12 protein-coding genes are annotated in these 13233 nt (G+C 71.5%); 5 read left to right on the top strand and 7 right to left on the bottom strand.

Translation table 11 applies throughout. The annotated features are described in order from the left end of the window. From ACFVS6_RS35115 to ACFVS6_RS35105, 3 genes are all read left to right on the top strand, one after another. A partial coding sequence (locus ACFVS6_RS35115) for a vitamin B12 dependent-methionine synthase activation domain-containing protein (RefSeq protein WP_389710477.1) occupies positions 1–1404 on the top strand: 1404 nt, incomplete at its 5' end. 35 nt (positions 1405–1439) lie between these two features. After that, positions 1440–2846, top strand: coding sequence for an adenosylhomocysteinase (gene ahcY / locus ACFVS6_RS35110; RefSeq protein ID WP_389710475.1), 1407 nt, complete (start codon positions 1440–1442; stop codon positions 2844–2846). Then, complete coding sequence (locus tag ACFVS6_RS35105; protein ID WP_389710483.1) at positions 2843–3517, top strand: maleylpyruvate isomerase family mycothiol-dependent enzyme; 675 nt, start codon at positions 2843–2845, stop codon at positions 3515–3517. The genes ahcY and ACFVS6_RS35105 overlap by 4 nt, the downstream gene beginning before the upstream one ends. A 37-nt stretch (positions 3518–3554) precedes the next feature. Here ACFVS6_RS35105 and ACFVS6_RS35100 read toward each other — a convergent pair whose 3' ends face one another. Then, entirely contained in the window at positions 3555–4298 is a 744-nt protein-coding gene (locus ACFVS6_RS35100; RefSeq protein WP_281203992.1) for a PIG-L deacetylase family protein, read from the bottom strand. Positions 4299–4627: 329 nt separating this feature from the next. On the opposite strand from ACFVS6_RS35100, the gene ACFVS6_RS35095 reads away from it, so the two are divergent. Together ACFVS6_RS35095 and mshA are read left to right on the top strand one after the other, a co-directional pair. Next, positions 4628–6202 (top strand): class I tRNA ligase family protein, encoded by a 1575-nt coding sequence (locus ACFVS6_RS35095; RefSeq protein ID WP_389710473.1) that lies wholly within the window; start codon positions 4628–4630, stop codon positions 6200–6202. Between the two features lie 148 nt (positions 6203–6350). Next, a complete protein-coding gene (gene mshA, locus ACFVS6_RS35090) occupies positions 6351–7667 on the top strand; it encodes a D-inositol-3-phosphate glycosyltransferase (RefSeq protein ID WP_389710481.1) in 1317 nt (438 codons plus the stop codon). A gap of 502 nt (positions 7668–8169) precedes the next feature. Here the strand turns inward: mshA and ACFVS6_RS35085 are convergent. The 6 genes from ACFVS6_RS35085 to ACFVS6_RS35060 all read right to left on the bottom strand — a co-directional run bounded on the left by ACFVS6_RS35085 (position 8170) and on the right by ACFVS6_RS35060 (position 13092). Further along, positions 8170–9222 carry a LuxR C-terminal-related transcriptional regulator gene (locus ACFVS6_RS35085; protein ID WP_389710471.1) on the bottom strand — a complete coding sequence of 351 codons (1053 nt, stop codon included), beginning with the start codon at positions 9220–9222 and terminating at the stop codon, positions 8170–8172. Positions 9223–9456: 234 nt separating this feature from the next. Next, the gene (locus tag ACFVS6_RS35080; protein WP_389710469.1) at positions 9457–9894 is read right to left on the bottom strand and encodes a Fur family transcriptional regulator; all 438 of its coding nucleotides are present in this window, start codon (positions 9892–9894) and stop codon (positions 9457–9459) included. 89 nt (positions 9895–9983) lie between these two features. Then, entirely contained in the window at positions 9984–10874 is an 891-nt protein-coding gene (locus ACFVS6_RS35075) for a class I SAM-dependent methyltransferase (RefSeq protein ID WP_389710467.1), read from the bottom strand. A 282-nt stretch (positions 10875–11156) separates the two neighbouring features. Then, a complete protein-coding gene (locus tag ACFVS6_RS35070; protein WP_389710465.1) occupies positions 11157–11636 on the bottom strand; it encodes a GNAT family N-acetyltransferase in 480 nt (159 codons plus the stop codon). Between the two features lie 155 nt (positions 11637–11791). Further along, positions 11792–12700 (bottom strand): M56 family metallopeptidase, encoded by a 909-nt coding sequence (locus ACFVS6_RS35065; RefSeq protein WP_389710464.1) that lies wholly within the window; start codon positions 12698–12700, stop codon positions 11792–11794. Next, entirely contained in the window at positions 12697–13092 is a 396-nt protein-coding gene (locus ACFVS6_RS35060) for a BlaI/MecI/CopY family transcriptional regulator (RefSeq protein WP_281203999.1), read from the bottom strand. The genes ACFVS6_RS35065 and ACFVS6_RS35060 overlap by 4 nt, the downstream gene beginning before the upstream one ends. Between the last annotated feature and the right edge of the window lie 141 nt (positions 13093–13233).

The following is a 13233-nucleotide window of genomic DNA, read 5'->3' as shown; positions in this document are numbered from 1 at the left end:
GGGTCGGGGCAGATGCAGTTGCCGTTCGTGCTCCAGTCGGCCGAGGTCATGAAGACCGCGGTGGCGTATCTGGAACCGCACATGGAGAAGACCGACGCGGACGGCAAGGGCACGATCGTCCTGGCCACGGTGCGCGGTGACGTGCATGACATCGGTAAGAATTTGGTCGACATCATCTTGACCAACAACGGCTACAACGTCGTGAACATCGGCATCAAGCAGCCGGTCTCCGCGATCCTCGAAGCCGCCGAGGAACACCGTGCCGACGTCATCGGCATGTCAGGACTCCTCGTCAAGTCCACCGTGATCATGAAGGAGAACCTGGAGGAACTGAACACCCGGGGACTCGCGGAACGCTTCCCCGTCATCCTCGGCGGCGCCGCCCTCACCCGCGCCTACGTCGAACAGGACCTCCACGAGATCTACGCCGGCGAAGTCCGCTACGCCCGCGACGCCTTCGAGGGCCTGCGCCTCATGGACGCCCTCATGGGCGTCAAACGCGGCGTCCCCGGCGCCACCCTCCCCGAACTCAAGCAACGCCGGGTCGCCAAGCGGGACACCCCCGCCCTCCAGGTCGACGAGCCGGAGGAGTCGGGCGGCCGGTCAGATGTGGCCGTCGACAACCCGGTGCCGGAGCCGCCGTTCCTCGGTACTCGGGTGGTGAAGGGGATCCAGCTCAAGGAGTACGCCGGGTGGCTCGACGAGAACGCCCTGTTCAAGGGTCAGTGGGGGTTGAAGGACGCCGGTTCCGTCGAGTCGGAGGGCCGGCCACGGCTTCGGGGATGGTTGGACCGCCTGCACACGGAGCAGCTCCTGGAGGCCGCCGTCGTGCACGGCTACTTCCCCTGCGTTTCCAAGGGCGACGACCTGATCGTCCTCGACGAGGACGGTGCGGAGCGGACCCGGTTCACCTTCCCGCGCCAGCGCCGCGGCCGTCGCCTGTGCCTCGCGGACTTCATCCGTCCCGAGGAGTCCGGCGAGGTCGACGTCATCGGTTTCCAGGTCGTCACCGTCGGCTCGCGGATCGGCGAGGCCACGGCCAAGCTGTTCGAGGCGAACGCCTACCGGGAGTACATGGAGTTGCACGGTCTCTCCGTCCAGCTCGCCGAGGCACTGGCCGAGTACTGGCACGCCCGCGTCCGCGCCGACCTGGGCATCGCCGGGTCCGACCCGGCAGCCATGGACGGCATGTTCCGTACCGAGTACCAGGGCTGTCGGTACTCCCTGGGCTACCCGGCCTGTCCCGACCTGGAGGACCGCGCGAAGATCGCGGACCTGCTGCGGCCGGAGCGGATCGGCGTCCACCTCTCGGAGGAGTTCCAGCTCCACCCCGAGCAGTCCACCGACGCCATCGTCATCCACCACCCCGAAGCCAACTACTTCAATGCCGGAGGCCGCCGATGACCGCCGGCCCCGTACACCTCCAAGGAGCACATCCCATGCCTGCCGAATTCACGGACTTCAAGGTCGCCGATCCGTCGCTTGCCGCGTTCGGGCGGAAGGAGATCACCTTGGCGGAGCACGAGATGCCGGGGTTGATGTCGATCCGGCGTGAGTATGCCGGGGCGCAGCCGTTGGCGGGTGCGCGGATCATGGGGTCGTTGCACATGACGGTGCAGACGGCGGTGTTGATCGAGACGTTGGTGGCGTTGGGGGCCGAGGTTCGGTGGGTGTCGTGCAACATCTATTCGACGCAGGATCATGCGGCGGCGGCGATCGCGGCGGCGGGGATTCCGGTGTTCGCGTGGAAGGGCGAGACGCTGGAGGAGTACTGGTGGTGCACGGAGCAGGCGTTGACGTGGCCGGGGTACGCGGGTCCGAACATGATCCTCGATGACGGTGGTGATGCCACGTTGCTGGTCCACAAGGGGGTGGAGTTCCAGAAGGCGGGTGTGGTTCCGGATCCGTCGACGGCCGACAACGAGGAGTACGGGCACATCCTGAGGTTGTTGGGGCGTACCGGTATTGATTGGGTGGGGTTGGCAGCCGAGGTTCGGGGTGTGTCGGAGGAGACGACCACGGGTGTGCACCGTCTGTACGAGATGGTGTCGGAGGGGTCGTTGTTGTTCCCGGCGATCAATGTGAACGACGCGGTCACGAAGTCGAAGTTCGACAACAAGTACGGGTGTCGGCATTCGCTGATCGACGGCATCAACCGTGCCACCGACGTCCTGATCGGTGGCAAGGTCGCGGTGGTGTTCGGTTACGGGGATGTAGGCAAGGGCAGTGCGGAGTCCTTGCGGGGTCAGGGTGCCCGGGTGATCGTCACGGAGATCGACCCGATCTGCGCGTTGCAGGCGGCGATGGACGGATATCAGGTGGCCACGCTTGAGGATGTCGTGGAGACGGCCGACATCTTCATCACGACGACCGGGAACAAGGACATCATCATGGCCGCCGACATGGCCAGGATGAAGCATCAGGCCATCGTGGGGAACATCGGGCACTTCGACAACGAGATCGACATGGCCGGCCTGGCCGAGGTCGAGGGGATCGTCAAGGACGAGGTGAAGCCGCAGGTCCACACCTGGACGTTCCCCGACGGCAAGGTTCTCATCGTGCTGTCCGAGGGGCGTCTGCTGAACCTGGGCAACGCGACCGGTCACCCGTCTTTCGTGATGTCGAACTCCTTCGCGGACCAGACCCTGGCCCAGATCGAGCTCTTCACCAAGCCGTCCGAGTACCCGATCGACGTGCACGTGCTGCCCAAGCACCTCGACGAGAAGGTGGCCCGCCTCCACCTCGACGCGCTCGGTGTCCGGCTCACCACCCTGCGGCCCGAGCAGGCGGCCTACATCGGCGTTCCCGTCGAGGGCCCGTACAAGCCCGACCACTACCGCTACTGACGGCCGTGGAAACCGTTCGCGAAGTACGCGATCCCTGGCTCCCGGACCTGTTGCTGCGCACCGAACGCGACGCGCTGATACCCCTGTTGCGCCGCACGCCCGAGAGCTCGTACGGGTTGCGGACGGCGTGCCCCGGGTGGACGGCTCGGGACGTCCTGGCGCACTGCGCGGCCGCCCTCGTCCGCATCGTCGAGGGTCGCCTGGAGGAGGGGGTGTTCCTGCCCGCGGCGAACGCCGCCGACGTGGCCGAGCGGGCGGACTGGCCCGTGTCGCGGATCGTCGACGAGTTGGAACGCGGGCTCACGGAAGCCGGAGCGGCCATCGCCGCCGGAGACGGCACGTTGGACGCGGTGGCACTGGGGGAGTGGATCCACGCGGGTGACGTCCGTGAGGCCTTCGGGGCGCCCGGGGCGTACGGCGGGGGCAGTCTCGCGCTCGCGCTGCCCCTGCTCCGCACCACCAGCCGCAAGCGGGACACACCGAGGCTCCTCGCCCACATCGACGGTCACGCGGAACCGCTGGACCTGGGCAACGCCGAGCCCGGCCGCCCCCCGGCCCGCTTCACCGGTGACGCGGCGACGCTGATCCGGCTCTACTCCGGACGTCCGCTGGTCGCGACCCGCTACGCACTGGAAGGCGCTGCGGAGGCGGAACTCCTCATCTACCGGTGATCACGGACGACCGGGTGATCCCGGCCGGTGCGCGTCGTCAGTCGATCCGGACGACCTGGAAGGCCTCCGCCATCCGCCCCGCGGGCAGCCCGGCCGACCGTGCGTGGTCGCCGAGCCAGCTCCGCAACAGCCCCGCCAGGTCGTCGAAGTGCGCGGTCTGCGAGGTGTGGATGCGCAGGGCCTCCACCTTCCGGTCGAACACCGGGGTGACGTCGACGTACCGGTTCGGTGTGGGGCCCGTCATCAGCCACAGCTCCGGGACGATCCACGGCTCCAACCCCTCCTCCTTGAGGAGCGACGGGTGCGCGAACGGATTGCGGGCCTCGGGGTAGATCGCACGCAACGCGGCGTCGCCCACCGCGCGGTGGTCGGGGTGCAGGTCGGCGATGCGCCCCCAGTTGATCTCGGGGCTCGGTATGACGGCCCGCTGCGGACGGACCTGCCGGATCACCCGGCACAGGTCGCGGCGCAGCTCCAGGTTCGATTCGACGTAGCTGTCGGGATAGCCGAGGAAGCGGACGTCGTCGACGCCGCTGCGTTTGGCCGAGTGGACCTGCTCGGCGCGCCGCAGGTCGCCCATGGCCTGGCGCGGCAGCTGCTCGTCGTATCCGCCGGCGCCGCCGTCGGTGACGATGCAGTACGTCACCCGGGTGGTGCCCTGTGCGATCCACCGCATGACCGTCCCGCTGACGCAGAACTCGATGTCGTCCGGGTGCGCGGCCACGACCAGCAGGGATTCCGGTGCGCTCAGGTCTGTGCGATCGGTCGCGAAGTGTTCCATGAGATCAGCGTGTTGGGCGCGGACGTGGCCCGCAAGGCGGGCCCTCTGGCGTACTCGCGACATGACATCTCTACGCCACGGGGCGGCCGGGCGGCCCTGTCCGGCCGTCCTCGGGAGGGGTCCGGGCGGGCGCGGGACGTCTGGCGTTTCCGCGCATGGCGTGAACGCGCAAGCCGTAATCAGACCGCTTGGTTCGTTTCTCTGTCACGCTTTGCATGGGCATCCCGCTCTCCCCGGGCCCTCCCGCGGCGTGCGGAGCGGGGCGGGCCCGCGCCCCTTCCGTTCCGAGTCTCGCTGCGTACTTCGCACCACAGCGTCAAGGAGGTCCCATGAGCACCCCCGTATGGATCACCGCGACCCCGCCGGCCACCCACGGCGAACTTCACGTCGGCCATCTCGCAGGACCGTACGTCGCTGCGGATGTGCTGTCCCGGTACCTGCGCGCCGAGGGCGAGCCCGTCCTGTTCACCACCGGCACCGCCGACCACACCAGCTCCGTCCACGTCCGCGCGCTGCGCGCCGGCCGCAAGCCGGAGGAGGTCGCCGAGGGCTATCGGGAGGCGATCACGGCCGATTGGCTGCGCTCGGGCGTCGAGTTCGACCACATCGTGCGCCCGCGCCAGGACAAGGGGTACGGGCGCTGGCTGGCGGACCTGTTCCGGTGGCTCCACGCGGAGGGCGTCATCGCCGCCCGCACCCGCCTGACGCCCTACTGCGAGCCCTGCGGGCGCTGGCTCCACGGAGCGCACGTCACCGGTTCCTGCCCGCACTGCTCGGCGCCCAGCGACGGCGGCATGTGCCACGAGTGCGCCCGCCCCAACGACGGCGGCGACCTGCTGGACCCGCGGTGCGTCCAATGCGGATCCCCGGCCACGCCCCGGCGCTGCCGGCGCCTCTACATCCCCCTGGAACCGCACCGCGAGGCCCTCGCCGACCACTGGGCCACCACCGGCCTCCCGCCGCGCCTGGCCGCCCTGTGCGAGTCGCTCGCCGAGGACGGCCTGCCCGACGTGGCCGTGTCGCACCCCGCCGGATGGGGACTGCCCGTACCGGTCGACGGGTTTCCCGACCAGCGCATCGACGGCTGCTTCGAGGCCGCCGCGATGCACCTCTTCGGGCACGGCGACCGACCGCTGCCCGAACGGGCCATCCACTTCTGCGGCTTCGGCCACGCCTTCTGCCACGCCGTCCTCCTGCCCGTCCTGTTGTTGGCCCAAGGGGTCGAACTGCCGCAGCGCTTCTGCGTCAACGAGGCGTACGTGATCGACGACCAGGCGCTGTCCCGGGGCTCCGGGGAGAAGGCCTGGGCGCTGGACCTGATCACCGAGTACGGTTCGGACACCCTGCGCCGGCACGTCCTCCAGGCGCGTCCCGTGGCCACCCGCACGGCGTTCCGCACCGACCGGCTCGCCGCCGCCCGCCGGGAACTCGACGAGAGCTGGAACAACTGGCTGTCGCGCCTGTTCGCCGCCGTACGGGAGGAGTGCGCCGGCCTCGTTCCGCCGGCGCTGCCCGGCGGCGCCGGTTGGGAGGTCCTGGAGCGCCGGTTGCTGCGCGGGGTGGAGGACCTGCGGGAGGCGTACTCGCCCGAGGCGTTCGACCCCCGCAGGGCGATGGCGCTGCTCGACGAGATGGTCCGGTCGGCCTCCGACTTCGGCCACGTCAACGCGCACGAGGCCCGCCGTCCCACCGCGGGACGCCGACACCTTCCCGTCCTCGCGGCCCAACTGGCCGTGGCCCGCGCGCTCGGCGCCTGGGCTAGGCCGGTCATGCCCGAGGGCGCGGACCGACTGGCCGCCGCGCTCGGCGTCGCACCCGGCGGCCCGGTCTCCGCCGCCGTGCTCGCCCCTCCCGCACCGGGCACCAGGCTGGCCCCGCCCTCGGGACCGGTGTTCGGCTTCTGACACGCCCGCGGACCCCCAGCCGCGAACCGCACCACCGTACGACGACACCCATCCCCACTTCGCCGCGTGAACCCGCGCCGGTCACACGGCGGTACGGGGCGCACGAGGCCCCTGCCCGTAGGAGCTCCACGTGTCCCTGCGCGTCGCCATGCTCAGCGTCCACACCTCGCCGCTGCACCAGCCCGGCACCGGGGACGCGGGCGGCATGAACGTCTACATGGTCCAGCTCTCCCGAGCCCTCGCCGAACTGGGCGTCGAGGTGGACCTGTTCACCCGCTGTCGGGGCGAGGTCATGCCGCGGTGGGCCGATCTCGGCCCCGGCGTACGGCTGCGTCACCTGGAGGCCGGCCCGCGGGCCGCCCTGTCCAAGGAGGACATGCCCGCCCTCGTGGTGCCGTTCTCACTGGCGCTGCTCAAGGAGGAACGGCGCTACGACCTGGTCCACTCGCACTACTGGCTCTCCGGGCAGGCCGGCCGCATCGCGGCCGTCGGTTGGCGGGTCCCGCTGGTGCACACCGCGCACACCCTGGCCCGCGTCAAGAACGCCGCGCTCGCGGACGGCGACACCCCCGAGCCGCCCACGCGGATCCGCGGCGAACACCAGGTGGTCGGCTCCGCCGACCGGCTGATCGCCAACAGCGCCGACGAGGCGCGGGCGTTGCGGGAACTGTACGGAGCGCAGGCGGCCCGCACCGAGATCGTCCGGCCCGGCGTGGACCTGCGCACGTTCGTTCCCGGCCGGGGACGGGCGGCGGCGCGGGCAGCCCTCGGGCTGCCGGCCGACGCGTTCGTGCCCCTCTACGCCGGCCGCATCCAACCCCTCAAGGGGCCGGACGTGATGGTCCGGGCGGTCGCCGAACTGCTCAGGCGGGCTCCGCGACTGCGCCGGCGGACCGTCGTCCCCGTCGTCGGCGGGAACTCGGGCGCCGGGCCGCGCGGCGACGCATGGAACCTGGCACGGGAGTTGGGGGTGTCCGACGTGCTGCGCCACTTCCCGCCCGTGCCGCCGGCCGAGCTGGCGCAGTGGTACCGGGCGGCGGACGTACTCATGGTCCCCTCGCGCAGCGAGTCCTTCGGGCTGGTGGCCCTGGAGGCGCAGGCGTGCGGGACCCCGGTGCTGGCCTCGGCCGTCGGCGGACTGCCGACCGCGGTGCGTGACGGACTGACGGGCATGCTCGTCCACGGCAACGACCCGGTGGAGTACGCCCGGTGGCTCCGTTGGTTCGCGGAACACCCGCAGGCGGGCGTCGTCATGGGCGCGGCCGCGGTGAGACACGCCCGATCCATGACGTGGCGGACGGCGGCCGCCCGGACCCTGGACGTCTATCGGGACGTACTGCGCGCGGAACGGTCGGGAGCGGGAATGAATGAGGCAGGAGCGACGGCACGCTCCTGCCTCGCCGACGCCTCTCTCCTGGAGGGTCGAGAAGGTCGGAATTCCACCCTAGCAGCTCTTTTGGGCTGACCAAGGGTGCGCCGGTGTGACGTCTCCGTGAACCCTCCGCGCAATGCGCGGAATTGGCGCGGGACGTCACTGACGCATGCCTTGCGCGATTCTCGCGCAAGGGCTCCAGATCCGCCTCAGGTGCGCTAAAGGAATCCGGCCCCACCCGGCCCGATGCAGGACAATGGAGAAGTCTTCGAAGGAATTCCGGCGGCACGGATCCACGAGGACGAAATCGACCTTTCGTGTTCCTGGAGGAATCATGTCGGCAGCGCACACCACCGCACCCCGCGCGAACGCCCGCCACAGCGCCCCCGCCCTTCGGGCCTGTACCGCCGCCGCTCGGCCGGCGGCCCGGTCGAACGGCAACGGCTGGGACTGAACGGCCCGGACGGTCCCGCGACGAGCCCCGCAATCGCCCCCGGGCGGCCGCGGGGCTTTTCCGTGGAGCCCGACCGGAGTGTTGCGGCCGTATTTCAGGCGGGGTTCCCGGAAGGCACGTCCGGGGTCGATGGGAGGTGAATCAATCCAGCCATCCGAGTCGCTGCGCCCGCACCCCGGCCTCGAAACGGCTCGACGCCCCCATTTCCTGCATCAACTCGGACAGCATGCGACTCACCGTCCGCAGGGAAACCCCCAGGTTCCGGGCGACCTTCTCGTCCTTCATTCCCGAGGCGAGCATCTTGAGCGCGGCCCGCTGCTGCTCGGACAGCCCGTCGCCGCCGAGTTCCGGTGCGACGTCGTCCCCGTACGGTGTGGCCGCGTGCCAACAGTGCTCGTACAGCGCCAGGTAGGAGCGGACCAGGGCGGGACCGCGGGCGAGGATCGCGCCCGCCGACCGGTCGTCGGGGTGCACGGGCAGCACGGCGAACTGCTGGTCCGCGATGATCATGTTCATCGGGGCCGCGGGCGACAGTCGGATCTCGACCCCGGCCTCGACCCGGCGGCGCAGCATCTCCACCGCCTCCGGCGAGGTGGTGATCCGCTGGTGGTAGATGGCGCGGATGCGCACCCCGTTGTCGATCTGCCGGCGGTCGCGGCTGAGCACCCGGTCCGCCACCTCCCGGACCAGGGCCGTCACGTGCATGGAGGTCAGGTCGTGGCGGATGACGTCCGTGATGTCCTCCAGCACCTGCTGGATCCGCCCGTAGTCGTCGATGATCTCGACCTCGACCTCGGAGCCGCTCAGGGAACCGGGGCGCAGGAACTTCCCGACCAGCGTCTCCAGGGCGCTGTACGTCCGGTCGGACTCGTCGAGGTGCTCGCGCAGCCGCTCGCGTTCGCGTTGCAGCATCCGCAACAGGGCGATCTCCGGATCGACCACGGCCACCGCGTCCGGTCCCGGCTGCCAGGCCCCGGACTGGAGGTCGGCGCGGGTGGCGTGGGTGGTGCCCGTCGGCACGATGAGGCCGAGGGCGATCAGTTCCGCGCGCCACCGTTCCCGCTCCTCGGGGGTCGGCCCGAGCTCCGCGAAGACGTCGTCGAGGTTGGACACCCCGCGCAGGCGCAGCTGCTGATAGAGGGCCAGCACCCTGTCGGCCGACTGGACGCCGTCCCTGCCATCGCCCGTTGCCATTGCGAAGCGACCCCCTCATCTTACGAATCGACAGTCACACTTTGGCACATGCCCGTGAGGGAGTCCCCGCCCCCCGGAAACGGATGTGACCGGCGTCACAACCCCTGCCCCGGGCCTGCGGCGCCGTCGCGGACCTGCCGGGACGGGGTGACGTCGAAGTGCCCCACGGGGTGATCGCGGGCCCAACTCCCTTGCTCGCGGGGCGGGTCGCTGCGTCGTCGGGGTCGGTGGGGATCAGTCCTGCGGCAGGCTCAGGCAGTCGGGGCACAGCCCCTTGAAGATGACCTCCGCGTCGTCCATCCGCCAGGACCGGAGCTCCCCGCCCGCGGGCTTCGGAGCCTCGACCCGGACGTTCTCCACGCGCCCGCACCGCAGGCAGAGCGCGTGCTGGTGCGGCGGGCCCGAGACCTCGAAGACGGCCGGCAATCCCGGACGGTCGAACTTCGTCGCCAGACCGGTCTCCAGGAAGTGCCGCAGCATCTCGTAGACGGCCTGGCTGGTCAGGGTGCCCAGCCGCTCGCGCGCCGCGGCCGTGATGGACTCGACGTCCATGTGGCTGCCCGCCGCCAGCACCTGGAGCACTTCGAGGCGCGGGCCGGTGACGCGCAGACCCACGTCGCGAAGGCGCTGGATCACCGCCTCGCGGCCGGTCGACTCCTCCACGACAGCCATCGCTGCGCCCCATCCGTCATCTGGTCCACTCAAACCTTTGGGGGCATCGTACCTCTTGCCGGGCCTCGTGGAGGGGTGGATGTCGGCCGTCAGGCGCGGGGCCGGCACACGAGCAGGACGCTCTCCGTCCGCCCGTCGACGCGGTGGTGCCTGCGGTGCTCCACCCGGAGCCCCGCCGCGTCCAACTCCGCTTCGAGGCGTGCCGGGTCCACGATCCACTTGCGCGTCGTGCGGACCACGCGTTCGGTGCTCAGCTTGCCGGTGCGCACGCAGTGGTAGGAGACGCGTTCGCTCATGTCGGCGAGGTCGAAGACCTGGCGGGCCACGGCCCACTCCTCGACGCCGTCGAAGCGGGGGACCGGAAAGGCCCAGGTGCGCACCGGCTCCTCGGACAGTCCCGGCGGCCGGTGCGCCGTGAAGTCGAGGGCGAGCGCGCCGCCGGGTTCCAGGTGCGCGGCGATCTCGCGCAGCAGCCCCGGCCGGGCGGACGGCGGAACCGCCGCGATCATCGTTCCGGCCAGCAGGGCCAGCCGGTACGTGCGCCGCAGCCGCAGTTCCGCCAGATCGGCCCGGGTGGTGACCAGGCGGCGCGCCACCTGGGGCCCGATCCGCCGGCCCCAGGCACGCAGTCGCTCCAGGGAGTCCGCGTCCCGGTCGACGGCCTCGACGGAGAAGCCCTGGCGGGCGAACGGGACGGCCAGCCGGCCGGCGCCGCAGCCCAGGTCCAGGACCGGGCCGCCGCAGCGCCGGGCGAGGCTCAGGTAGCGGACGATGTCCGCGCTGTGCGGGCCCAGCAGCGCGTCGTGCAGCCACGCCGCGTCCTCGTCGGCGGGAGCGGTCGATTCCAGACCGGGCAGGAAGTCCGCGGGCGCCGGCACGGCGCCACCGGTCGGGAACGCGGTCGGCGGCGCCGCGTACGTGGTGGGCGCGGTGGCCATGATCGGCATGACGGGCAGGAAGGTGCCGCTCGATGTGTGCATCGCTCCTCCAGGGGCTCGCTCGGTCCGACCGTCCGGGCGGGGCTCCCGTGCCGTCGGGAACCCGTCGCCGCTGGTCAAATCCTGTCCTGCGGCGCGGGGGTTGGGCCAGAGCGGCGGGCTGCGTGAACACGCGATGGCGTGGATCTGCCACGCGCGCCGGGCCGGAGCCGTCGAGGGACCGGTCGGGGTGCCGGGGCGTCGAGTTCGCCGGACCGGGCGCGCGGAAGCCCTCGGGGCGGGTCGGGCGGCAAGGTGGGGGGAGCCGCTGGTTCAGGCCAATCGTCAGAGCGTGCGGCCGAGCCGGAGCGGGGTCAGCGCGGTGAATCCGTGGTGGGCGAAGAACGGCAGGGCGGGTGCCTGTTCGACGGGGAGGCCGATCCGCTGGGCCGTCGCCCCGTGCGTTCGCATCCGTTCGGTGGCGGCCGCGAGCAGGGCCGTGCCGACGCCCTCCCGGCGGCGGGCCGGAGTCGTGCACAGGGCGTAGACCTCGCCCTCCGAGGCGACCGGTACGCCGCCCGACACCGCTCCCACGACGGCGCCGTCCGGACCGGCCGCGACCAGCCAACCGAGCCAACCGGGCGCCCCACCTGGAATTCCAATTTCCGCTCTTATGCGGGGCAGCGAGCAATGATCCGACACCAGTCGGCCGACCCGGATTTCACCGAGCGCACTGCCGTAGTCCTCGCGAATCGCCTCCGCGAGGAGCCGGGATATCGCCGTCGCGTCGCCCGGCGCTGCCGCCCGCACGTCAGCCAGCAGCATTTGTTCCGCCCCTCTCGCCGCACCGGTCCTGAGCCCGCACGCGCCCAGAATAGCGGGCAATTCGAGTGGTCGGGGGCAAGGTGAAATCTACGAATTGGCTTAGTAAATAGCCGGGTTGGGGCGAGCGTCGGTGGAAGGGTCGGACGAAGGGGCTATCACGAGGTCCAACAACAGGCGACGACCGTGGGCACGATGACCGACATGGCCGCCGTCACCGCGAGCAGGCCGCGCAGGACCGCGTGACCCACCCGGTGCGGCGTCAGGATGCGGCGCATCCGCACCGCCGCCGACGGGCCGCCCGCCGCGAAGGCCCGCCGGGGCGCGTGCCCGGCCGCCAGCGCGTAGAGCGCCGTGGCCAGCGCGTCGCGCGAACAGCCGCGCAGCGCACGGTCATCGGCGGCCATCTCCAGCAGCAGCGGCACCGCCTGGCCGCCGATCCGGGCCAGGGGGAGCCGGCGGAAGACGGTCGAATACGCTCCCGCCGCCGCGAGCAGCAGGTGGTGCCGGCCGGCGATGTGGGCCCGCTCGTGGGCGAGTGCGGCGGCCAGCTCCTGTTCCGTCAGGACGTCCGCGGCCCCCGAGGAGATCACGACGCGGCGCGAGCGCCCCGGCAGGCAGTACACCGCCGGGCGCGCGTCGTCCAGTACGGTCACCCCCAGCTCGGCGTCGTACCGGCCGACCAGCCGCAGCAGTTCGGCGTGCCTGCTGCGGGCCCGCCGGGCCCGCACGAGCTCCCGTACGAAACCGGTGCCGGGCAGCGCCAGGACCGCGAGAGCCGTGGCGGCGGCGAGGAACTCGCGCGCCGTCCCGTCCGCCAGTCGCCGAGGGGAGGGCGGGCTCAGGGTCAGGACGGCGTCGATGAGCCGGTGACTGGTCTCGGCGGGCAGCAGGAGCTGGGCGGGCAGGATCGCGGTGGCGAGCGCGAAGACGGAGCCGCACATGATCCACACGGCCAGTCCGAGCCGGGGCACCTGCTGGGCCCAGCGGGCCCGCAGCAGCATCCAGGGGATCACCAGGCCCGTGATCAGGGCGAGTCCGAGGGGCGGCAGGACGTGGTGGTTCACCGGGTGCCTCCGGTCGGGCCGGCGGGGCGGTCGGGGTGGGCGGCGCGCAGGGCCTCGTCCAGGGCCGCCACGTCCTCGTGGGACATGCGCTCGACGAACCGGAGCAGGGCGGCCCGGCGGTCCTGGCTGTCGCCGAGGGCGTCCTGCATGAGCGCCGCCGTGTACTCCTCCCGGCTGCGGACGGCCTCGTACATCCAGGCCCGGCCGGACTTCTCGCGGCTCAACCAACCCTTGCGGTACAGGATGTCGGCCACGGTCATGACCGTGGTGTAGGCGACCTTGCGCCCCCGGTTTATGTCGTCGACGATCTCACGGACGGAGGCGGGGCGTTCCCACTGCCACACCCGGTCCATGATCTCGGCCTCCAGCTCTCCCAGCCGGCGTACGCGCATCCCTCTCGGCCCCTCCCGCTCGCGAGCGGCTCATGCTACGGCCCGCCCCGGCGACGGGTCCGTACCCGGCCGGGTACACCGCCGCGACCGCGCGCCCCGGGAGCGGGGGGAGAGGGTCGACGGAGGGGAAGGGGACGCGCA

It is taken from the genome of Streptomyces sp. NPDC057939 (assembly GCF_042887545.1).
Lineage (GTDB): Bacteria > Actinomycetota > Actinomycetes > Streptomycetales > Streptomycetaceae > Streptomyces.
The sequence above is the reverse complement of the archived record's forward strand: the minus strand, read 5'-3'. Positions and strand labels throughout refer to the sequence as shown.

Coding starts and splice junctions, on each gene's coding strand:
- ACFVS6_RS35100 (WP_281203992.1), bottom strand. CDS start 4,298: ATGGAACACTTCGCGACCGATCGCACAGACCTGAGCGCACCGGAATCC.
- ACFVS6_RS35095 (WP_389710473.1), top strand. CDS start 4,628: ATGAGCACCCCCGTATGGATCACCGCGACCCCGCCGGCCACCCACGGC.
- ACFVS6_RS35075 (WP_389710467.1), bottom strand. CDS start 10,874: ATGCACACATCGAGCGGCACCTTCCTGCCCGTCATGCCGATCATGGCC.
- ACFVS6_RS35085 (WP_389710471.1), bottom strand. CDS start 9,222: ATGGCAACGGGCGATGGCAGGGACGGCGTCCAGTCGGCCGACAGGGTG.
- ahcY (WP_389710475.1), top strand. CDS start 1,440: ATGCCTGCCGAATTCACGGACTTCAAGGTCGCCGATCCGTCGCTTGCC.
- mshA (WP_389710481.1), top strand. CDS start 6,351: ATGCTCAGCGTCCACACCTCGCCGCTGCACCAGCCCGGCACCGGGGAC.
- ACFVS6_RS35070 (WP_389710465.1), bottom strand. CDS start 11,636: ATGCTGCTGGCTGACGTGCGGGCGGCAGCGCCGGGCGACGCGACGGCG.
- ACFVS6_RS35080 (WP_389710469.1), bottom strand. CDS start 9,894: ATGGCTGTCGTGGAGGAGTCGACCGGCCGCGAGGCGGTGATCCAGCGC.
- ACFVS6_RS35060 (WP_281203999.1), bottom strand. CDS start 13,092: ATGCGCGTACGCCGGCTGGGAGAGCTGGAGGCCGAGATCATGGACCGG.